Genomic DNA, 20,045 nt, shown 5'->3' with positions numbered 1-20,045 from the left:
GTCCCGCAGCGGCGGACGGCCCCTACCTGGCTCATGACGGTGCTCATGTGTTCTACGCCGACGGGCCGCACTGGACGTGGTTGCGGGAGCGGGGCCTGGTCGGGGCACTGGGCCGGCCGCCGCTGCGGGACATGCGGATGGGGTTCGTACGGGACGGCCGGTTGCGGCGGGTGCCACCGGCCGGCTTCCTGCGCATGATGGCGACCGGCCCGAGGACGGCGCCGGTGGACGTGGACTTCCACACGTGGGCCTCCGCCCGGTACGGCGAGGACACGGCCAGGGCGGCCGCCAACGCGATCAGCGTGGTGACGTTCGACGCCGACACGGGCCGCCTGTCGGCCGCGTTCGTGTGGGAGCTGCTGCGCCGGGTGTTCGGCTTCCGGGTCCCGGCGGTCCGGTGGGTGATCGGCGGCTGGCAGTCGGTGATCGACCGGCTCGCCGCCCGCGCCCGCGACCTCGGCGTGCGCGTCGAGCTCGGCTCCCGCGTGCACGACCTGCCGGGCGAGCCCGCCATCGTGGCGACCGAACTGTCCTCGGCCCGCAGGCTGCTCGGCGACGAGGACATGCGCTGGCAGAGCGGCAACGGCGTGCTGCTCGACCTCGCCGTACGCAAGGCGCGCGGCGACCGCTTCATCTGCTTCGACCTGGACGGCGGCGGCTTCCACGAGAGCTACTCCCTGCAGGACCCGACGGCCGCCCCACGAGGCGAGACCCTGTTCCAGATCGACATGCCGATCCGGCCCGACGAGCCCAGAGCCGAGGCGGCCCGGCGGGTGCGGGCGCTGGCCGACCTGGCGGTGCCGGGCTGGCGCGAGCGCGTCACCTGGCAGCGTTCGGGGGCGGCCAGGCACCGTACGGGCGCGCTCGACCTGCCCGGTCAGACCTGGCGCGACCGCCCGGCGATCGACCGGGGCCACGGCGTGTTCCTGGCGGGCGACATGGTGGCCGCGCCCGGGATGCGGGGCGAGATCTCCGTCAACAGCGCGATCATGGCCGCCGAGGGCGCCCTGCGCGCGCTGCGCCTCACCGGCCACGCCAGGCGGTGATCCCTCGGCACGGCGTACGGCCACAGCCGTGAACGTCAGGCCGGGCGTGACTCCGGGCCCGCGACCTGGTCGGCCACCTCGCCGATGCGGGCCAGGCGGACGAGGGCGGGGCGGGAGAGCACCTCTCCGATGTCGTGCAGCGCGACGATCAGCTCCTCGACCCCGTCGAGGGGCGTGTCGCGCTCCCTGTTGAGCAGGATGCCGCGGTATTCCTCGGGAGAGACCGCCCCGCCCGGCAGCTCGATCCGGTCGCCCTCGGCGCGGAACAACGCGGGGACGGAGGTGTCGAGCGCCAGGGCGAGCGCCGTCAGCTCGGCCGCCGTGAACGACCGCTGCCCGCGCTCGGCCTGGTGGACGGCCTGCCGGCTCCACGGCCGGTCAAGATAGCGGCCCAGCGCCTCCCCCAGCTCGGTCAGCGACATCCGCCGCTCCGCCCGCAGGCGTGCGATCTGCAGCCCGATGGCCTCCTCCACCCGCACCCCATCCCCCACTCCTGTCATCGTGTGCGATGACGCCGAAAGCCCTCTATTGACGCGAATGCCGCTTACCGCATAGTGTAAACGTACACATTCCCCCGTCATCGCCACGAATGACGCGACCGAGTGAGCTGAGGGGTTGCAGATGCGAGAGATCGGCTTAGAGGTCTTCGGCCCGACCGGCGACTGCGCCGCGATCAGGGTCGCCGGCGAGATCGACGTGTTCACCGCGCCACGGCTGCGCGAGCAGGTGCTCGACCTGGTGGCCAAGAAGGTCGTCCACGTCGTGGTCGATCTGAGCGGGGTGGAGTTCCTCGACTCGACCGGTCTCGGGGTGCTCGTGGGAGCGCTCAAACGGCTGCGTACCCAGGAGGGGTCACTGGCCCTCGTGATGGGCACGGATCGCATCGCCCACGTCTTCAGGATCACCGGCCTGACCGCCGTGTTCCCCATTCACGACACCGTCCCCGAGGCGATCGCCGCCGACGCCCACTGGGTGCGAACGGTGGAGCGCGGAGGCGAGACCGTCGCGGAGTGGTGCGGCCGGCACGGGCTGGCCTGACGCGGCACCGCCCGTGGCGAACGGGTGGTGCGGGGCGCGGAGGGCGTGGGTCAGGGGCGGGAGGCGTGGTCGAGGAGGGCGAGTTCGTCGGCGGTGAGCGAGAGCGACGCGGCCGCCATCAGCGGCTCCAGCTGCTCGACGTCGCGCGCGCTCGCGATCGTCGCCGTGATCGTCGGCTGGGCGGCGACCCAGGCCAGGGCCACCGTGGCCGGCGCGACGTCCCGGTCGGCCGCCACCTTGCCGAGCGCCTCCAGCGTCCGCGGCCCGTGCGCGGTCTCCAGGTAGGCGGAGGCCCGCGTCGCGCGGGGGCTGTCGACCTCGATCCCGGGCGCGTACTTGCCGGTCAGGAACCCGCGGGCCAGCCCGAAGTACGGTGTGGTGGCCAGCCCTTCCCTCGCGACCACGTCCCGCAGCTCGCCCTCGTAGCCGCGCTCGACCAGGTTGTACGGCTGCTGCAGCACCGCGTACCTGGCAAGGCCCTCGGCGTCGGAGATGGCGAGGGCCTCGGAGAGCCGCGCCGCACCGTAGTTGGACGCCCCGATGTGGCGTACCTTGCCCTCGCGGACCAGCGCGTCGAAGGCCGCCAGCGACTCCGCCAGCGGCGTGTCCTGGTCGTCCACGTGCGCCCAGTAGAGGTCGATGTAGTCGGTGCGCAGCCGCCGCAACGATCCTTCGACCGCCGTGCGGATGGTGGCGGGGGCGAGCCCGCGCAGGCCCTCCAGCATGCCGACCTTGGTGGCGAGCACGACGGACTCGCGGTTGCCGCGGGCGGCCAGCCACTCACCGATGATCGTCTCCGAGGTGGACTCGCCGGTCTCCCAGGCGGGGTAGACGTCGGCGGTGTCGATGAGGTTGCCGCCGCCCGCGACGTAGGCGTCCAGGATCGCGAACGAGGTCTCCTTGCCGGCCGTCCAGCCGAACACGTTAGCGCCGAGGGCCAGCGGGAAAACGGACAAACCGGTAGTGCCGAGCGCTCTCATCCCGCCATTATCCGTACGGGCGGGGGACGGCCGGTCACCGCCCCCTGCCCTGGCCGCATCAGTGGACACGGTTCACCAGCGAGTCGCACACCGCGCGCAGGTCCCCGGCGTCCGGCAGGTGCCGGTCGACCACGTCCAGCGCCGACGACATGTACCGGTCCGCGAGGGACCGGGCGGCGTCCCGGCCGCCCGCCTCCTCCACCAGATCGGCGGCCCGCCGCAGGCCGCTCTCGTCCAAGTGGCCTGCCGCGAGGAGCGCGGCCAGCTCGCCTGCGGCCGGGACGTCCGCGGACAGGGCCGCCAGCACCGGCATCGTCTTCTTCTCACGCCTCAGGTCGCTGTAGACGGGTTTGCCCGTTACCTCCGGGTCACCCCAGATGCCGAGCATGTCGTCCACGATCTGGAAGGCCACCCCCAGGTCGCGTCCCATGCCCCACAGGCGGTCCGCGAGCTCGGGCGCGCCGCCCAGCGCCACGCCCATCGCCGCGGCGGCGCCCAGCAGGCCGCCGGTCTTGCCCGCGGCCATGTCGGCGTACTCCTCCACCGTGACCTCGTCGGGACCGCTCCACGGGCGGTTCTCGAAGGCCATGTCCGCCGTCTGTCCCTGGACCAGTTCGACCAGGGCGGCCGACAGGTAGGGGATCGCCTCGGGCCGCGCGGCGAGCTGGCCGACGGCGAGGGCCAGGAGCGCGTCGCCGGCGAGCAGGGCGGGCCCCACGCCGTACGCCTTCCACAGCGCCTCGCGGTGCCTGCGCCACTCGTCGTGGTCGATGATGTCGTCGTGCACCAGCGAGAACGCGTGCACGAGCTCCACCGCCACGGCAGCGGGCAGCGCGGACTCCGCCGTGCCGCCGACGGCCTCCGCGCTGAGCATGGCGACGGCCGGTCGTACGGCCTTGCCACCCTCACCGTCGCCGGGCCCGCCGTCCGCATCCGACCAGCCCAGAGCGAATCCGGCCATGCCGGCCCCCCACGGGTGCAGCACCGAGACGGCCTCCTTGAGCGCCGGCTCGAGTAACTCCCGGCAGCGGTTCATGGCGCCGCCGCCCAAAGGATGGCTGAGATTCAACAGGTACTCCTACCCAGGTACGATCTTGAACCTACATGCATAAGCATGTGATACTCCACCACCATTGACATATGTCAGACATGTCCGTCACTCACGACGGACGCCCTGGAGGTTCGCGGTGTCGTTGGGCGACGTACCGTCGCGTCGAGCTAGATCCCTTCCCTTCCTGCGCCCGTTGACCAGGCATGCACGCATCCCCGTCCGCGCCTTCGAAGAGGCGAGCGCGCGCGCCGGCGGCGAGCTCGTCAGGCTGAACATGGGCCCCTTGCGCCCCTATCTCGTCACTCATCCCGATCACGTTCAGCACATCTTGAAGAACAATCAGCCTAACTACGTACGGTCTGGCATGTTCTGGGACCCTCTGGCCCCCTTACTCGGCCAGGGCATCCTGTCAGACGGGGAGGGCTGGGCCGCGAGCCGAAAGATCCTTCAGCCGGTCTTCACCGCCAGGTACGTCAACTCGCTCACCGAGCGCATGGCCCAGATCATCGACGCGCTCATCGACGCCACCGTGGTGCCCGGCCGGCGCACCAACGTCGCCGAGCTGATCTCCACTTTGATCCATCCCACCATCGTGCGGCTGTTCCTGGGCGCGACGATCTCCGACGCGGACATCAACCGGCTCGCCCCTGCCTACGACACAGGCGTGACGGCCAGATCCATCAGGCTGCTCCTCCCCTTCGTGCCCCAGCGCTTCCCGCTACCTGGCGACCGCGCGTTCAGGCGAGCGGTCAGGACGATCGACGAGGTTGTTTACCCCCGCATCGACAACGCCAGGGCACGCGGCGACGAGGAGGTCGACCTCGTCTCCAGGCTCGTCAGCGCCCGCCGGCACGAGCCGGGCGCCGACAAACTGATCAGGGACGACATGGTGGCCATCCACGGTGCCGCCACGGAGACCTCCGTCACTGCGCTCAGCTGGGTGTGGCCGGTACTCGCGGCGCATCCGGACGTCGCCGCCAAGGTGTACGCGGAGGTGGAGCGGGTGGTCGGGGGCGGGCCGGTCACGGTCGCGCATCTGCCAGAGCTGACGTATCTGAAGATGTTCGTTGACGAACTGGTACGCCTCTACCCGCCAGGCTGGATCCTGCCCCGGACGGCGGCGGGTAACGACCTTATCGACGGGATCGAGGTCCCGGCCGGCTCCACGATGGTGCTGAGCCCGTACCTGACGCATCGGCTGCCGGACTTCTGGGACCGTCCGCTGGACTTCGACCCGGAACGGTTCGCACCGGGGAACGATCGCTCGCGACACCGGTACGCGTACTTCCCGTTCGCGGCCGGGCCACACGTCTGCCTGGGGCCCCATCTGTTCATGATGGAGGCCCTGCTACTGATCGCGGGGATCCTGTGCAGGTTCCGGCCTGCGCCGGACACGCCGGGGCCGACCGCTCCCCGGCTGGCTTCGACGCTGCGGCCCTCCCGGGGACTGTCCATGACGCTCGTCCTTGCGGAGGGCAGATGACCGGCCTCGACCCGGCCAAAGAGCTGGGCAGGATCAGCGCGCTGGCGATCGAGTGTGCGCGCGACCTGCACCGGCACGCCGCGGAGTACCCCGAAGTCTTCCCCGAGCGGCCATTCGACGCGGGAATGTATCACTCCCTCGGCCTTGTCGGCGCGTTCGGCTCCCCATGGGCCAGGGCTGAGGAGCTTCGGGCCGTGAACCGCGCGGGGCTGTGGGTGTTCGCCGTCGATCTGCGCGTCGATCACGTGACCGCCTCGCGCCACAAGGTGGCGGCGCTGGTCGAGGAGTGCCTCGCGGTGGCGGGCGGCGAGGCGCCGCGCAGCCCTCTGACGCAGGTGCTCGCCGGCATCCGCGACGACGTGGGCGGCGACCGTCGCTGGCGCGGCCAGCTCGAGCGCATGCTGAGCGCCATGCTCACGGAGTGGGACTGGCGCGAGTCGAAGGCGACGCCGACGTTGGAGGAGTATCTCCTGAACGCCGACAGCTGCGGCTCCTCGTTCGTCAATCTCTCGCACTGGCTGTACACGGGTGACGCGTGGACGCTGGCCAACCTTCCCCAGGTGCGCGAGGCAGGCGATGAGGTGCAACGTTACCTGCGACTGCTGAATGACCTGGCCACGTACGACAGGGAAGCCCGCTGGGGCGACGCCAACGCCCTGACGATGGGCGCCGGGCGCGCCGAGGTGACGCGGCGGATGGCGCAGCACGAGCGTACGGCGGCCGGGCTGATCTCCGCGCTCCGCGGGACCAGCCCGAGGACGGCGCTCTACCTTGAGCGGCAGATCGGCTTCAACACCGGCTTCTATGGCATTTCTGACTATTGGGGAGAACTGTGAGCGTCGCCCAGGAGGCGAACACACTGGTCGCCACGTTGATGGCCATGCCTTGGGGGCAGGTGTCCGCGTCGGTCTACGAGACCGGCCGCCTAGTGACGCTGGCCCCATGGCTGACCGGGCACCACGATCGCATCGACTACCTCCTCAGCACACAGCGGCCCGACGGGTCATGGGGCGCCCCTGACGGTTACGGTGTCGTGCCGACGCTGAGCGCTACGGAAGCCCTTCTGTCGGCCGGGGTCACGGAGGCCGCGGGCCGGGGCCTGGACGTGCTGCGCCGGAGCCTGCCGGAGGCGACGGACCTGCCTGACATGCCGGCCGTGGACCTGACGGTCCCAGCACTGATCACCCTCATCAACGCCCGAGGCGCGGGCGAGCCTCTGCCCATGCCTCCCGGTCTGGACTCCTCGCGAGCCGAGCGACTTCGCCAGGTGATGGCATCCAGTGCCGAGCCGCCGCTGAAGTTGTTGCACGCGCTCGAAGCAGCCGGCCTTCCTGAGGGCGCCGGGAGCTCCGTACGACCGAACGCGATCGGCACGGTCGGCGCCTCACCCGCCGCGACCGCCGCCTGGCTCGGCACCGGCGCCACGCCTGGCTCCGACTCCGCCAGGAGCTACCTCGAGGCGGTCGTCGCCAGGTACGGCGGCCCGGTTCCCGTCGGGCTCCCGATCACCGTGTTCGAACGTGGCTGGGTGTTGAGCTGGCTGGCCCGCGCCAACATTCCCGTCGAGGTACCGCCCGAGATGGTGGCCGACCTCCAAGCGGCGATCGGCCCGAGCGGCACACCGGCCGGACCTGGGCTGCCCGCGGATGCCGACACGACGTCCGTCGCGCTGCACGCGCTGGCGCTGCACGGCATGGCACAGGATCCGCAGAGCCTGCTGACGTTCGACACGGGCGAGCACTTCTGCACGTGGCCGGGCGAGGACGGGTTCTCCATCAGCGTCAACGCCCACGTGCTCGATGCGTTCGGCGCATACGCGGCGACCCGGTCCGACCGGTCGGATGCGTACGTGGAGGTGCGGCAGAGGGTGGCGCGCTTGCTGGCCGATCGGCAGCGGCCGGACGGCTGCTGGGACGACCGCTGGCACGCCTCGCCGTACTACGCCACTTTGAGTTGCGTGCTGGCGCTTGCCCAGTACGGTGGCTCCGAACTAGCCGCCACCGTAGCCAGGGCTCGCGAGTGGGTGCTGGCCACGCAGCTTCCCGACGGATCGTGGGGGCGCTGGGAAGGCACGCTTGAGGAGACCGCGTACGCGATTCAAGCGTTGCTGCTGCCTGAGGTGGTTTCGAATCGCCCGGTGGAGGAACGCTACTGCCAGGCCGCCGCGCAAGGCCATCGATTTATACGACTTATGCGGCCAGCGGGCGAAATGTCGGATCACCCTCCCCTGTGGCATGACAAGGACCTTTACACGCCCCTGGCAATCGTACGCGCGGCGCTACTCGCGGCCCGACACCTCTGTGACAGCGCGGTTTGCAGGTCAGATCAGGACGTACTGCGCGTACTGCCCCTTTTCCACCTTGAGTAGAGTTTGAGGCATTGCTAAGGTATCCCGGTGCCCAGGCGAAGAATATCGCACTGGCCTTGACCTCCGGCTCAACGAAACCCCAGATCGGGACGGCTGAATATGCGTTTCCACAACTTCAGCGTGCGGACAAAGGTGACAGCCCTGCTGTTGTCATTGGTCGCACTATGGGGTTTTGCCGCCTGGGTCACTTTGCGCGAAGGGGTGAACCTGCTCGGCGCCACGACCGTGGACAGCGGTGCGGTTCAGCCCAGTGAGCATCTGCTCGCGGAGCTGCAGCGCGAGCGCCGCTTCACGCTGGTGGCACAGGGCACCGCCGGGCGTGTGCCCGACAAAATCCTACGCGACCAGCGGGCCAGGACCGACGCGGCTTACCAGAGCCTCTCGGACTCCGTGACCAGTGCCAGCGTCCAGTTGGCAGCTGACGCTCCACTGCAGCTCCGTATCGACGAGGCGTTGCAGAGCGTCGAAGGTCTCGGCGCTGTCCGCAAGGAGATCGACGAGGGCCGTACGGACCGCTCCAAGGCGGCCGACTCCTACAACCAAATCATCGACGTGTTCTACCGCATGTTCGACTCGGTGGCCGCTCTCGACGACAAGGAGATCGCCAAGGACGCCCGCGCCATCCTCAGCATCAGCCGGGCGAGCGAATATCTGGCCCGCATGGACGCGCTTGCCGCCGGAGCCCTTGCCAAGGGCGAGTTCACCCCGTCGGAGCGCACCGAGTTCGTGCAGCTGACGGGCTTCTACCGCATCTCGCTCCAGCAGTCGGCGGCCCAGCTCACAGGCGAGGACGCGATGGCCTACGACGCCTGGGCGAAGAGCCGCGCCGTGAGCCAGCTGCGCCAGCTCGAGCAGCGACTCGCCCAGCAGGGCAACGCTGTGACGCCGCCGGTGACCGCGTCCGAGTGGCGGGCGGCCACCGAAGCAGCCCGTGTCTCGCTCGAGAAATTCATCACCGATGGCGGTGACCGCCTCGTTGACCGGGCCGTTCCCGGCGCGGTCGGCGTCGTCCTGCGTCTCGTGCTCGCCGGAGGGCTCGGCCTGATCGCGGTCGTGGCCTCGATCGTGTTGTCGATCACCACGACCCGGCAGTTGCTCGCCCAGCTGCAGAAGCTGCGCGACGCCGCTCACGAGCTGTCGGACGAGCGGCTGCCCGGCGTCGTCGAGCGCATCGGCCGCGGCGAGGAGGTCGACCTCGCCGAGGAGGTTCCGGCGCTCGACTTCGGTGACGACGAGATCGGTCAGGTGGGCCAGGCGTTCAACACCGTCCAGCGCACCGCCGTCAGCGTCGCCGCCGAGCAGGCGGAGCTGCGCCGCAGCATCCGTGACATCCTGCTCAGCCTGGCCCGCAGGACCCAGGGCCTGGTGCACCGGCAGCTCACCGTGCTCGACGTTATGGAGCGGCGAGAGACCGACCCCGAGGAGCTGAAGGAGCTCTTCCGGCTCGACCACCTCGCCATCCGCATGCGGCGCAACGCCGAGAACCTCATCGTGCTCTCGGGCTCCTCCCCCGCCCGGACCTGGCGGCGTTCCGTCCCGATGGTCGACGTGGTCCGCGGCGCGCTGGCGGAGGTCGAGGACTACACCCGCGTCACGCTCATGCCGATGGGCGACGTCGTGCTCATCGGCCGGGCCGTCGGTGACGTCATCCACCTGCTGGCCGAGCTGATCGAGAACGCCGTGTCGTTCTCTCCGCCCTACACCAGCGTGCAGGTCAGCGGCCAGCTCGTGGCCAACGGCTACGTCATCGAGATCGAGGACCGCGGGCTCGGCATGAAGCCCGAAGACCTCGACTCCGCCAACGAGCGCATCGCCGACCCGCCCGAGTTCCGCATCACCGGCACCGCCCGGCTGGGCCTCTACGTGGTCAGCCAGCTCGCCAAGCGGCACGACATCCAGGTGGTGCTCAAGGCGTCGCCGTACGGCGGGACCACGGTCGTGGTGCTGCTGCCGCAGGAGCTCGTGCAGCTCGACCCCACGCCCGACCCCCAGCAGAACGGCGGCCGGGAGCGGCTGCCGCGCAGGGCGAGCTCCGTGGCCACCGCGGCCCGGCCGGTCACCGGCGAGAACGTGCGCACGCTCAAGTCGGCGCGCAGGGCCGCCGATCCGGCGCCCCCTGCCGTCCCGGCACCGACTTCGCCCCCCAACCAGGCTCCGGGCGCGGCGCCCGACCGAGGAGCAGCTCCGAGGCCCGCTCCACGGCCCACGCCCGTGCCCTCCCCGGCTCCCGAGCCGGTGCAGGATCCGGAGCCGCGATCCGAAGAAACGCCAGCCGAACCGGAGCAGAAATCTGTGGCCGAGTTCACTCCGTCAGGATTGCCACTGCGCGTTCCACAGGCCAACCTGGCGCCAGCGCTGCGGGACGAGACGCCCACGCAGCCCGACCTCGAGGAGGACGATGACGAGCGCTCTCCGGAGGAGATCCGCGCGATGATGGGATCCTTCCAGTCCGGCACCCGTCTCGGCCGCACCGAAGCGGCCAAGATGATGGACGAACAGTCGGGAGGTGAGTCATGACCCCCACTTCGGGCACCGACCTCAACTGGTTGCTCGACGACCTCGTCGGCCGCATCCCCGAGGCCGAGCACGCGATCGTCCTGTCCTCCGACGGCCTGCTGATGGCGACCTCGGCCGAGTTGCAGCGGACCGACGGCGAGCATCTGTCCGCGGTCGCCTCCGGGCTGCAGAGCCTGGCCAAGGGCGTCTCGGACCACATTTCGGGTGGCGCGGTCCGGCAGACGGTCGTGGAGTGGAAGTCCCAGTTCCTCATCGTCACCACCGCGGGCGAGCGCGCCTGCCTGGCCGTGCTGTGCGCGCAGAACGCCGACATCGGGCTCATCGCGTACGAGATGGCGATGCTGGTGGCCCGGGTGGGCCAGTACCTCACCTCCGGCGCCCGCAACGCCGAGGCCATTCCCAGGAGTGACCGGTGAGTGGCCGTGGGGGTGGCCCCGTAGGTGGTGCTGACGGGCCCACGGACGAGCACTGGGTGGATCCTGAGATCATCCGCCCCTACGTCGTGACCCGCGGCCGCACGCAGCCCGCGCACGGGAGGTTCGACCTGATCTCCATGGCGCTGGCCGTGGGGCCGACGCCGGGTCCCGACGCCGGGCTCGACCCGGAGCATCTGCGCATCCTGCAGCTCTGCCGTGAGCCCAAATCCGTCGCCGAGATCGCCGCTTACCTCGATCTGCCGGCCGGCACGATCCGGGTGCTGCTCGGCGACCTGTTCGACCGCGAACTCGTCTCTGCCCAGGAACCACAATCCGAGGTGGACATGCACGACATGAAGATGTACAGGGCGGTGCTCGATGGCCTTCGCTCGCTCTGAGCGTCCGCGCCTGCCGACGGCGATCAAGATTCTGGTCGCCGGCGGCTTCGGCGCGGGCAAGACGACGATGGTCGGCGCGGTCTCCGAGACCCGGCCGCTACGCACCGAGGAGGTGCTGACGGATCGCGGGATCGGTGTCGATGATCTCACCTCCGTCGAGGCCAAGCGCACCACCACCGTGGCAATGGACTTCGGCCGGATCACCCTCGGCAACGACTACGTCCTCTACCTGTTCGGGACTCCGGGGCAGGAACGGTTCTGGTTCGTGTGGGACGAACTGGCGGAGGGCTCGCTGGGGGCCGTCATTCTGGCGGACACCCGGCGCCTGGCCGACTGTTTCCCCTCGATCGACTATTTCGAGCGGCGCGGCACGCCGTTCGTGGTGGCGGTCAACTGTTTCGAGGGGGCGCAGACGTTCGACCTCGACGAGGTACGGCTGGCACTCCAGCTCAACCCGTCGGTCCCCATCATCATGTGCGATGCCAGGAAGCGAGAGTCCAGCCGCGAAGTGCTCATCGCCCTGGTCAAGCACTCGGCCCGCCTTCGCGCGGAACCGGTCGGCAGTTAGGGAGCCGCGGGCGGCCGGACACCGCCCGCGGCGCGGCACTGCTCAGCCGGGCCGGGACATCGTGGCCTTGAGCTCGCCGAGGCGGCCGTGCTCGTCGAAGGCGACCGTCGCCTCGAACCCCGGCCCGGTCAGCCGGGCGTGGCCGCCGGACCAGTCGACGCCCAGCTCCCGCCGCACCGCGTAGCCGTGCAGGGCGCGTCGCCGGTCGGTCAGGGGCAGGCCGGTGATCCCCTCCTGGAGGACCCGCATGACCCGGGCCGGCTCGGGCGGTGGCAGCCGGAACTCCGGGTGCTCGACGAGGAACGCCGCCCGGGTGCCGCCGCCGGCGTCGCCGTTGTAGGAGGTCCAGTGGCCGCTCACGGCCTTGGCGGCCTCCGTGAGGAGCGCGGCGGCGAAGGCCGGCTCCCCCGCCGGACCGGGCAGCGCGTCGAACGGCACCTCCGCGGAGGCGAGTTCAGGGATGCCGTGCCGCCGGCCGAAGTCGCACAGCGCCGCGGAGGCGGCCGTCACCTCGGGCGGGTAACCCGACGGGTTGGCCCAGGCCCACAACCACGAGCGCGGGCCGGGGGCCGCGCTGCCGAGCAGGTGGAAGCGGGTGCAGGTGAGGGTGCGGCCACCGGTGAACTCGAAACGCGGCTGCTGCAGGTCGACGTTCCAGCTGTGCTCTCCGAGGACTTCCTCCAGGTGCAGCTGGTGTTCGTACGAGAACAGCGCGGCGTCGTCGAGGAGATTCATGAACGTAGGCGATTCAGACACGTCGGGCACCCTAGGGCCTGAGCAGGGCGGCGTCCACACGGCCGAGCCGCCGGCGGCTTGTCGGGTGGGCCGTCAGAGGTTCGCGGCCACGTCCAGCGTCCGTGCCGCGGAGAACAGGAGGTGCTCGTTCCCCGCGGCGGCGACGAGCTGTACGGCGACCGGCAGCCCGTCGCAGCGGCCCGCCGGGACGCTGATCGCCGGCACGCCGGCCATGTTCCACGGGCTGGTCAGGGAGAGCAGCGCCGAGCGTACCTCGAGGTCGGTGTGCCCGACGCGCACGCTGCGCTCGCCGAGGGGCGGCGCCACGATCGGCACCGTCGGGAGAGCGAGCACGTCATAGGTGCGCAGCAGCTCCGCCACGATCGTGCTCAGTTCCCCGCGCGCTTCGCGGGCCGCTTCGTAGCGCTCGGCCGAGACGGTTCCGCCCTGGTCGAGCCGCGCGAGGACCTCGGGGTCGATCAGTTCCCGATCGGCCTCCAGGTGGTGCCGGTGCACCTCGTACGCCTCCCTGCCCTGGAGGGTGGTGAACAGTTCGAACAGCGCCCGGTCGCGTTCCCATCCCGGGAACCCGTGCACGGGGCCGGGCGAGAAACCGGCCGATCTCAGCAGGTCGCGGCCCGCTTTCTCGATCCGCGGGTCGCACGTCGCGAGGTCGCCGGGCCGGATCCAGCCGACCGTGATCGAGCGCGGGTCGTCCGGGAGAGGGTCCATGGGCCGGTCGGTGAGGGCCTGGTAGCCGAGCAGTGCGCCTTCGACGGAGCCGGCGAACAGGCCGACGTGGTCGAGCGTGGGCGCCAGTGCGTACACGCCCTTGCCGGAGACGGCGTCGTACGCCGGTTTGAACCCGACGATCCCGCACAGGGCGGCCGGCACCCGGACCGAGCCGGCGGTGTCGGTGCCCAGCGACAGGGGGACCATGCCCGCGGCCACCGCCACCGCGCTGCCCCCGCTGCTGCCGCCCGAGATGCGGCCGGGATCGTGCGGGTTGCGTGAGGGACCGTGCAGCGAGCGGTCGCCGGTCGCGCCGTAGGCGAACTCGTGCAGCGTGGTCTTGCCGGCGATGACCGCGCCCCGGTCACGGAGGCGGGTGACGACGTCGGCGTCGCGTTGGGCGACGGCTCCGAAGGAGGTCGCGGACCCGCAGGTGGTGCGGGTGCCGGCGACGTCGATGAGGTCCTTGACGGCGACGGGTATGCCGTGGAGCGGGCCCCGGTCGAGGCCTTCGGCCAGTTCCCGGTCCGCTCGCCGTGCCGCCTCGTACGCGCCGGCCTCGTCCACGAGGGTGAACGCGTTGAGGGTCGCGTTGTGGTCGTGGATGGTCCGCAGCGCGCCGGCGGCCAGGTGAACGGCTGTGGTCTCCCCGCGGCGCAGGGCACGCCCGAGATCGATGATGGTGGACGGAGGTCCGATGGTGTGGGTCATGGGGCGGTTCCCGGTACGAGGTGGAGTAATGGCACGGACGGAAGACGCTGCGGGGTCTCGTCACCGGGGCAGCGGAAGGCCGCCACGGTAGCCGAGCATCTGGTCGTACAGGTCGGTACGCCGATCGCGGTGCAGGTCGTTGAGCTGGTTCCAGATCGGGGCCGTCCGCGCCGCGGTGAGGTCGACGTCGGCGTAGATCACGGTGTCCTCGTCGGGGCCGGCGATGCGGTCGATGGGCCAGCCGTTCGTGCCCGCGATCAGGGAGTTGCCCATGAATCCGGCACCACGCTCCTGGCCGATCCGGTCCGCGGTGGCGATGAAGACGTTGTTGGCGTGCGCCGCCGTCATCGTCAGGTAGGCGGCCATGCACACGCCGCTCCCGTCGTACAGCGGCGGCGGGGTCCAGACCCAGCCGGTGGGGACGCAGATGATGTCCGCTCCCATCTGCGCCACGATGCGGGCGGTCTCGGGGAACCAGATGTCCCAGCACACCAGCAGCCCGATCCGCCCGATCCGGGTGTCGAACACCGAGTAGCCTTCGTCGCCGGGTGTGAACCAGAGCTTCTCGGTGTTCCACAGGTGGGTCTTGCGGTAGCGGCCGATGTAGCCGCCGGGGCCGACGAGGACGGCGGTGTCGAACAACCGGTCGCCGTCCTGCTCGGCGACGCAGGCCACGACGTACACGTCGCGCTCCGCCGCGAACCGGGCGAGGCCCTGCACGGTGGGGCCGTCCGGGACCGCCTCGGCGTGGGCGAAGGCCTCCTCGCGGGTCTCGAAGACGTAGCCCGTGGTGGCCAGCTCGGGCAGGACGATGAGGCGGGCGCCGGCCTCCGCCGCGGCCGTCAGCCGCTGTTCCACCGCCGAGGCGTTGGCCTTCAGGTTCTCGACGCCCACGCGGGGCTCGAACTGCACCACCGCGATCCGGACCGGGCTGACCCTGCTGCCGGGGTCCTGCTGTGCCGTCATGACCTCTCCCTCCATAAAGGCGGTTTCTTTTTGCAACCGCTCGTGGCGACTGTATGGGAAAGGGGTTTAAACTTGCAACCACTTGCGGGGTAATGACCGGACAGGGGTGCGATGCGCGGGCGGGGTGTGAGTCATCGGCAGGCGGAGTGTCCTGTCGCCAGAACGGTCGACGTGATCGGCGACCGATGGTCCCTGCTGATCATCCGGGACGCCTTCGACGGGATCCGCCGCTTCGGCGAGCTGCAGCGCAACCTGGGGCTGGCCAAGAACATCCTGGCCTCGCGCCTGCGTGAGCTCGTGGCCCAGGGAATTTTGGAAACGGTTCCGGCGGCCGACGGGTCCGCCTACCACGAATACGCGCTGACCGCGAAGGGCCGCGAGCTGTTCGCCGTGATCGTGGCGCTCAGAAGCTGGGGAGAGGCGCACCTCTTCGAGGGGGACGAACCGCGCTCGGCGCTGCTCGACACCAAGGACGAGCTGCCGGTCCGGCTCCAGGTCACCAACGCCACGGGGCAGCCGATCAGTCCTGACGACGCGTTCGTGCGCAAGGTGTCATGAAGGCTCCGGCGCCGTGCGGGACACCTCCGCACGGCGCCGGCCGGCCTCGCGCTACCTGGAGGCGAGGTCCGCCAGGCGGGCGCGGTCGCGGGCGAGCACCTGCTCGCAGGCCAGCAGCAGCACCCCGGCGCTCCAGGCGTGCGACAGCGTGAGGTACATGCCCTTGGGCTGGAAGCAGTCCGTCTGGTAGTAGCGTTCGGTGATCATGCCGCGGTAGGCGTTCACGTCACCGTCGGCGGCGGGCAGGAGCTGGCGGAAGCAGGCCAGCGTCTCGTGCGCGCGCTCGGCGTAGTAGGGGTCGCCCAGCGCCTCCGACAGGGCGATCAGCTCGTCGGTGCACACCAGGCCGTAGGCGTGCAGGTGCTGGTTGGACGGTGACGCCTGGTCGGCGCCCCGGGTGGCGAAGCCGTACACGCCGAGGGGGGTGCGGGGGCCGAAGCGCACGTTGTAGGAGTAGCGGAAGGTGAGCGTCCAGTCGGCGGCGCGGCGGGCCAGGTCGAGCCAGCGGCCGGCGCCCGTGGCGCGGTGCAGCGCCATGTAGGCGATGACGGCCGCGTAGCCGTCCTCCGAGGTCGGGGCCAGGTCGACGTCCTCGGGGGCGCCGTAGATGAACTCGTCCTCCACGAAGGCGGCGTAGTAGGCGCCCGCCCGTTCCGCGGCCCGCAGGTAGCTCTCGCCGCCCGCCTCGCACAGGGCGGCGATCCAGGTCAGCCCCGACGCTCCCGACCAGGACAGCACCTCTCCGGTGGCGGCGTGGTGGAGGGTGCCGAGGTTGCCGTCGGGCCGCTGCCGGGCCACCATCACGTCGAGGTTGGAGCGGGCCGCCGCCTCCCAGGCCGGGTCGTGCCGGTGGCGCAGCGCCCGCAGCAGGAACAGCGTCGCCTCCCCCAGCGTGCGGGCGTGCAGCGCGTCCTTGGTGTGGCTCCAGCTCTGCGACCAGCCCGAACGGCGGTACCACGTGCCCCAGAACGTGCCGGACGGCGACAGGTCGGCGCAGATGAAGTCGATCACTCGCGAGGCGGCGGCCACGTGCTCGGGCCGGTCGGTCCGCAGGCCGTGCTCCAGCAGCGCGGCCGCCCACGGGATGCCGCTCACCCAGCCGACGTGCATGGCCTGCCGGTCCACCCGCTCGCCGTCGCCGCCGCTGACCTCCCGGTCGAACCCGACCGTCTCCAGCAGCACCCCCGGGTCGGGGTCGTAGTGCCAGCGGTAGAGCCCCTCGGCCGCGATGCCGGCCGCCTCCTCGACGTCCTGCCACGGCTCGACGGGCGCGGCGGGCCGGCGCAGCTCGCGGTCCTCGCGCAGCAGCGGCGCGTACGCGTGCCGGTCGGCCGGCAGCGGGCACGTCGCCACGGTCAGCTCGTGCGTCTCGCCGGGCTGCCAGACGTACGTGGCGGCCTCGGCGGGCCGCGGCAGCGCCGAGCCGTAGTAGGTGATCGGGAACTCCTGGTACGGGAAGAGCAGTGCGATCACCGCCTCCCCCGCCTCGTGCCCGATCGCCAGGCCGGTGGCGCCGAGCGCCGACTCCTCGTCCGCGATCAGGCAGGCGCCGCCCTCCTCACCCCACACCATGACGGCGGGGGTGGCGGCCCGGTCCGCGCGGAACCCCCACCGGGCCGAGACCATCTCGCCGGGCCGGTCGGCTCCCGCCTCGAAGCGGGGGAACACCCGCCGGCACGCCGCCGGCCGGTTCTCGCCGTAGAACAGGCCGGGAATGAGCCACCACGGGTCGGCGGCGGGCACCCGCCTGCTGACGCGCACGGTGCCGGCGCGGGGCTCGGCGCCGTCGTACCGGATGGTCAGGCGCAGCTCGCGGCGGCCGGTCGGGCGCGCCTCACCCCAGCTCCCGCTCATCGTGTACGGGCCCGCGCCGAGCACCTCGACGGCCACCTCGCCGCCGCCGGGGTCGGCGATCAGCAGCGGCCAGGTCACCACGACTCCACGGTGAACGCGCCCTTGCGGGTGCCGAACTCCAGCAGGTCGGTCTCCACGGCGGAGTGCGGATCGTCGAGCGGGATCCGGAACGTACGGATCTGGCTCGGCCCGAAGTCGGCCGTGAGCCGGACGCCCGCCAGCGGGACGTCGAGCGTGGCCACGGCCGCCCTGCCGGTGCTCTCCACGGCGCGCACCACCAGGTCGCGCGGGGAGTCCTCGTGCAGCTTCACCGCGGTCACCATGACCTGGCCGCCGCCGTCGTCGAGATAGCCGCGCGCCGGAGGGAGCGTGCCGTCGTGGAAGCTCTCCAGCATCGCCCGCACCGGGGAGCCGAGCACCGCGGCCCGTCGGGTCAGACCTGCCTCGCGCCAGTCGCCCGCGTGCGGCACCAGCAGGTACGTGAACCGCTGCACGCCCTGGTCCTGGTAGGAGTAGTGGCCGTCGGGGTCGAGCAGCCTGGGGTCGTGCCAGGCGTGAACGGGGCTGCGCACGGCCGTGATGCCGATGCTGTGGTCGCGGCCGGCGCTCGGCGGGGCGACGTCGTAACCGTGCTTGGCGTTGTTGACCACGGCCAGCCCGGCGTGGGTGCCCGCGACGGCGCCCGACAGGTCCACCCACGACTGCGCCGGCTCCTCGGCCCCGTCGATCGGCCGGCCGAGGTGCGCGAACGGGATCTCGTACGTGGCCGAGGGGCTTTCCAGCGCGACCGGGAAACGCAGCTTCATCAGGTGCGCCCGCTCCCGCCAGTCGAGCGTGACGCGCACCTCGACCGCGTCGTCGTCGCCCGCGCCCAGGATGAACTCCTCGACCATCGTCGAGCGGCCCCACGCGCGCTCGACCCGCAGGCGGGCGCGGAGCGGGCCGTCCTCGCGCAGCACGATGCGGGTGGTCTCCATCGCCTCGCCCGGCCAGTCGTAGGACACCACGCGGTGCCCCCAGGTGTCGGTCGGGTCCTCGCAGATCTGGGTGTGCTCGCCCGCCGCCCCCGCCACCAGGTCGACGCCGGTGCGCTTGTCGAGCAGGCTCCTCAGCCAGCCCGTGCCGGGGTCGAGCTCCAGGCGCAGCACGTCGTTCTCGAGGTGCAGCTCGGACGCCGACAGCGTGCCGGCCGGGTGCATGCCGGGGCCCTGGCGCAGCCGGTAGAGGCGGTAGCCCAGCGGGGGCAGCTCCGCCTGGAACACCGTGGCCCCGCGGCCCTTGTCGTCGGTGGTCGCCACCGACTGGGTGCGCTGGCACGGCACGTCGGCGCCGTCTGCGTCGACGACGTGCACACCGTTGGGCGCCAGGCCGTACTGCATCTCGACCCGGGTGGTGACCGGCCACGGGTGCGGGTTGAAGACGAGCACCGGCTGGGTGCCGGCGTCCTCGGGTACGCGCACGTCGCGGGCGATCACGTTGTGCGCCCTCGTGATGATGCGCTTGGAGATCGCCACGGCCTCGCCGAGCTGGTCGCGGGCGTCGTCGTACGCCGGTTCGATGGCCGAGCCCGGCAGCACGTCGTGGAACTGGTTGAACAGCACCTGCTTCCAGGCACGTTCGAGGTCGGCGCGGGCGTCGTGACCGGTGATCGCGGCCCACCGCTCGGCCGACAGCACCGCCGCCTGCGCCCTGCGCTGCCACGCCTTGATGCCGGAGTGGGCCGAGTAGCAGCCGGCCGCGTGGTGCTGCAGGTCGTCGTGCCACACCGGCAGCTCGGCCATGCCCTGCTCACCGAGGCGCTTGGCGATCTCGTCGAAGTAGCGGCGCGGCGACGACATCGTCAGCTCGCCGAACGAGCCCATCCGGTCGTAACGGTAGATCGACTCGATGTTGGCCTTGGTGGGCCCGCCGCCGTGGTTGCCGACGCCGTAGAAGATCATCAGGTCGCCGAGCGAGCGGTCGAGCTGGCCGAGCGCCTTCTCGGTCTGCCCCGCCACCTCGCCGGGCGGGCTGCAGTACTCGAACGGGATGCGGTAGGCCAGCACGCGGCTGCCGTCGGGCGCCTCCCACCAGAACATCGTGCCGGGCAACTCGCTCTCGTGCGGCCCCGGGCGCAGGAAGCAGTAGGAGTCCATGCCCTGGCCGCGCAGGATGGCGGGCAGCATGGCGTTGTGGCCGAACGGGTCGACGTTCATGCCGACCGACGCGGTGACGCCGAACTTCTCCTTCAGGTAGCGCTGGCCGTACAGGCCCTGGCGGACGAACGACTCCCCCGACGGCATGTTGCAGTCGGGCTCCACCCACCAGCCGCCGGTCATCACCCAGCGGCCCTCGGCGACCCTCTCCTTGATCCTGGCGAACAGCTCGGGGTCGGACTCCTCAACCCAGGACAGCAGGACGACCTGGTCGCAGGTGAAGATGAAGTCGGGGTATTCGTCCATGCGGTGGATCGCCGACCAGAACGTCGCCCGCGCCTCCTGGTAACCCTCCTGCCACGGCCACAACCACACGGGGTCGAGGTGCGCGTTGCCGATCATGTGCAGGGTGCGGCCGGGGGTGGCGGCCGGTCGTGGCACGCGGGGCAGCCCGTCGGGCTGCGCGCCCGAGGGGGCGTTCGCCATGGG

At 71.2% G+C, this 20,045-nt stretch carries 17 protein-coding genes and 1 pseudogene; 10 read left to right on the top strand and 8 right to left on the bottom strand.

All coding sequences use genetic code 11. The features are described from left to right. Nucleotides 1–1,046: FAD-dependent oxidoreductase (locus E1295_RS39205; protein ID WP_220449113.1), on the top strand; the 1,046-nt coding region annotated here is incomplete at its 5' end. Nucleotides 1,047–1,081: 35 nt separating this feature from the next. Here the strand turns inward: E1295_RS39205 and E1295_RS39200 are convergent. Further along, nucleotides 1,082–1,537 carry a helix-turn-helix domain-containing protein gene (locus E1295_RS39200; RefSeq protein WP_166427638.1) on the bottom strand — a complete coding sequence of 152 codons (456 nt, stop codon included), beginning with the start codon at nucleotides 1,535–1,537 and terminating at the stop codon, nucleotides 1,082–1,084. Nucleotides 1,538–1,667: 130 nt separating this feature from the next. On the opposite strand from E1295_RS39200, the pseudogene E1295_RS39195 reads away from it, so the two are divergent. Beyond that, a pseudogene (locus tag E1295_RS39195) lies at nucleotides 1,668–2,000 on the top strand (STAS domain-containing protein); the annotation flags it as partial. A gap of 134 nt (nucleotides 2,001–2,134) precedes the next feature. Here the strand turns inward: E1295_RS39195 and E1295_RS39190 are convergent. Then, entirely contained in the window at nucleotides 2,135–3,040 is a 906-nt protein-coding gene (locus tag E1295_RS39190) for an aldo/keto reductase (RefSeq protein WP_342775946.1), read from the bottom strand. An 82-nt stretch (nucleotides 3,041–3,122) separates the two neighbouring features. After that, nucleotides 3,123–4,133: a polyprenyl synthetase family protein gene (locus E1295_RS39185; protein WP_246080883.1), complete on the bottom strand. Its 1,011-nt coding sequence runs from the start codon at nucleotides 4,131–4,133 to the stop codon at nucleotides 3,123–3,125. A 118-nt stretch (nucleotides 4,134–4,251) separates the two neighbouring features. Between E1295_RS39185 and E1295_RS39180 the strand changes: the two genes are divergently transcribed. The 7 genes from E1295_RS39180 (at nucleotide 4,252) to E1295_RS39150 (ending at nucleotide 11,865) form a co-directional block, all read left to right on the top strand. Beyond that, nucleotides 4,252–5,598, top strand: a complete 1,347-nt coding sequence (locus E1295_RS39180) for a cytochrome P450 (RefSeq protein WP_246080881.1) — start codon at nucleotides 4,252–4,254, stop codon at nucleotides 5,596–5,598. Continuing rightward, complete coding sequence (locus E1295_RS39175) at nucleotides 5,595–6,434, top strand: terpene synthase family protein (protein ID WP_132638855.1); 840 nt, start codon at nucleotides 5,595–5,597, stop codon at nucleotides 6,432–6,434. Before E1295_RS39180 ends, E1295_RS39175 begins: the two co-directional genes overlap by 4 nt. After that, a complete protein-coding gene (locus E1295_RS39170) occupies nucleotides 6,431–7,966 on the top strand; it encodes a prenyltransferase/squalene oxidase repeat-containing protein (RefSeq protein WP_246080879.1) in 1,536 nt (511 codons plus the stop codon). Before E1295_RS39175 ends, E1295_RS39170 begins: the two co-directional genes overlap by 4 nt. A 189-nt stretch (nucleotides 7,967–8,155) precedes the next feature. Further along, entirely contained in the window at nucleotides 8,156–10,483 is a 2,328-nt protein-coding gene (locus tag E1295_RS39165) for a nitrate- and nitrite sensing domain-containing protein (protein ID WP_246080877.1), read from the top strand. Then, entirely contained in the window at nucleotides 10,480–10,899 is a 420-nt protein-coding gene (locus E1295_RS39160) for a roadblock/LC7 domain-containing protein (RefSeq protein WP_132638851.1), read from the top strand. Before E1295_RS39165 ends, E1295_RS39160 begins: the two co-directional genes overlap by 4 nt. A gap of 56 nt (nucleotides 10,900–10,955) precedes the next feature. Next, on the top strand, nucleotides 10,956–11,297 hold the full coding sequence (locus tag E1295_RS39155; RefSeq protein WP_132638849.1) for a DUF742 domain-containing protein: 342 nt from the start codon (nucleotides 10,956–10,958) through the stop codon (nucleotides 11,295–11,297). Beyond that, complete coding sequence (locus E1295_RS39150; protein ID WP_132638847.1) at nucleotides 11,278–11,865, top strand: GTP-binding protein; 588 nt, start codon at nucleotides 11,278–11,280, stop codon at nucleotides 11,863–11,865. Before E1295_RS39155 ends, E1295_RS39150 begins: the two co-directional genes overlap by 20 nt. A gap of 42 nt (nucleotides 11,866–11,907) precedes the next feature. On the opposite strand, the gene E1295_RS39145 is transcribed toward E1295_RS39150, so the two are convergent. The 3 genes from E1295_RS39145 to E1295_RS39135 form a co-directional block, all read right to left on the bottom strand. Next, nucleotides 11,908–12,621, bottom strand: coding sequence for a DUF6882 domain-containing protein (locus tag E1295_RS39145; RefSeq protein ID WP_246080876.1), 714 nt, complete (start codon nucleotides 12,619–12,621; stop codon nucleotides 11,908–11,910). 72 nt (nucleotides 12,622–12,693) lie between these two features. Next, nucleotides 12,694–14,043 carry an amidase gene (locus tag E1295_RS39140; protein WP_132638845.1) on the bottom strand — a complete coding sequence of 450 codons (1,350 nt, stop codon included), beginning with the start codon at nucleotides 14,041–14,043 and terminating at the stop codon, nucleotides 12,694–12,696. 60 nt (nucleotides 14,044–14,103) lie between these two features. Continuing rightward, on the bottom strand, nucleotides 14,104–15,009 hold the full coding sequence (locus E1295_RS39135; RefSeq protein ID WP_132638843.1) for a nitrilase family protein: 906 nt from the start codon (nucleotides 15,007–15,009) through the stop codon (nucleotides 14,104–14,106). Between the two features lie 171 nt (nucleotides 15,010–15,180). On the opposite strand from E1295_RS39135, the gene E1295_RS39130 reads away from it, so the two are divergent. Beyond that, nucleotides 15,181–15,567, top strand: coding sequence for a winged helix-turn-helix transcriptional regulator (locus E1295_RS39130; RefSeq protein ID WP_246080874.1), 387 nt, complete (start codon nucleotides 15,181–15,183; stop codon nucleotides 15,565–15,567). Between the two features lie 51 nt (nucleotides 15,568–15,618). Here the strand turns inward: E1295_RS39130 and E1295_RS39125 are convergent, their stop codons facing one another. Together E1295_RS39125 and E1295_RS39120 are read right to left on the bottom strand one after the other, a co-directional pair. Beyond that, on the bottom strand, nucleotides 15,619–17,502 hold the full coding sequence (locus E1295_RS39125) for a hypothetical protein (RefSeq protein WP_132638839.1): 1,884 nt from the start codon (nucleotides 17,500–17,502) through the stop codon (nucleotides 15,619–15,621). Next, on the bottom strand, nucleotides 17,496–20,045 hold a 2,550-nt coding region (locus E1295_RS39120; RefSeq protein WP_220449112.1), incomplete at its 5' end, for an alpha-mannosidase. The genes E1295_RS39125 and E1295_RS39120, both read right to left, overlap by 7 nt.

The organism is Nonomuraea mesophila, assembly GCF_004352805.1.
GTDB lineage: Bacteria > Actinomycetota > Actinomycetes > Streptosporangiales > Streptosporangiaceae > Nonomuraea > Nonomuraea longispora.
This window is presented reverse-complemented; position numbering and strand designations above follow the sequence as displayed.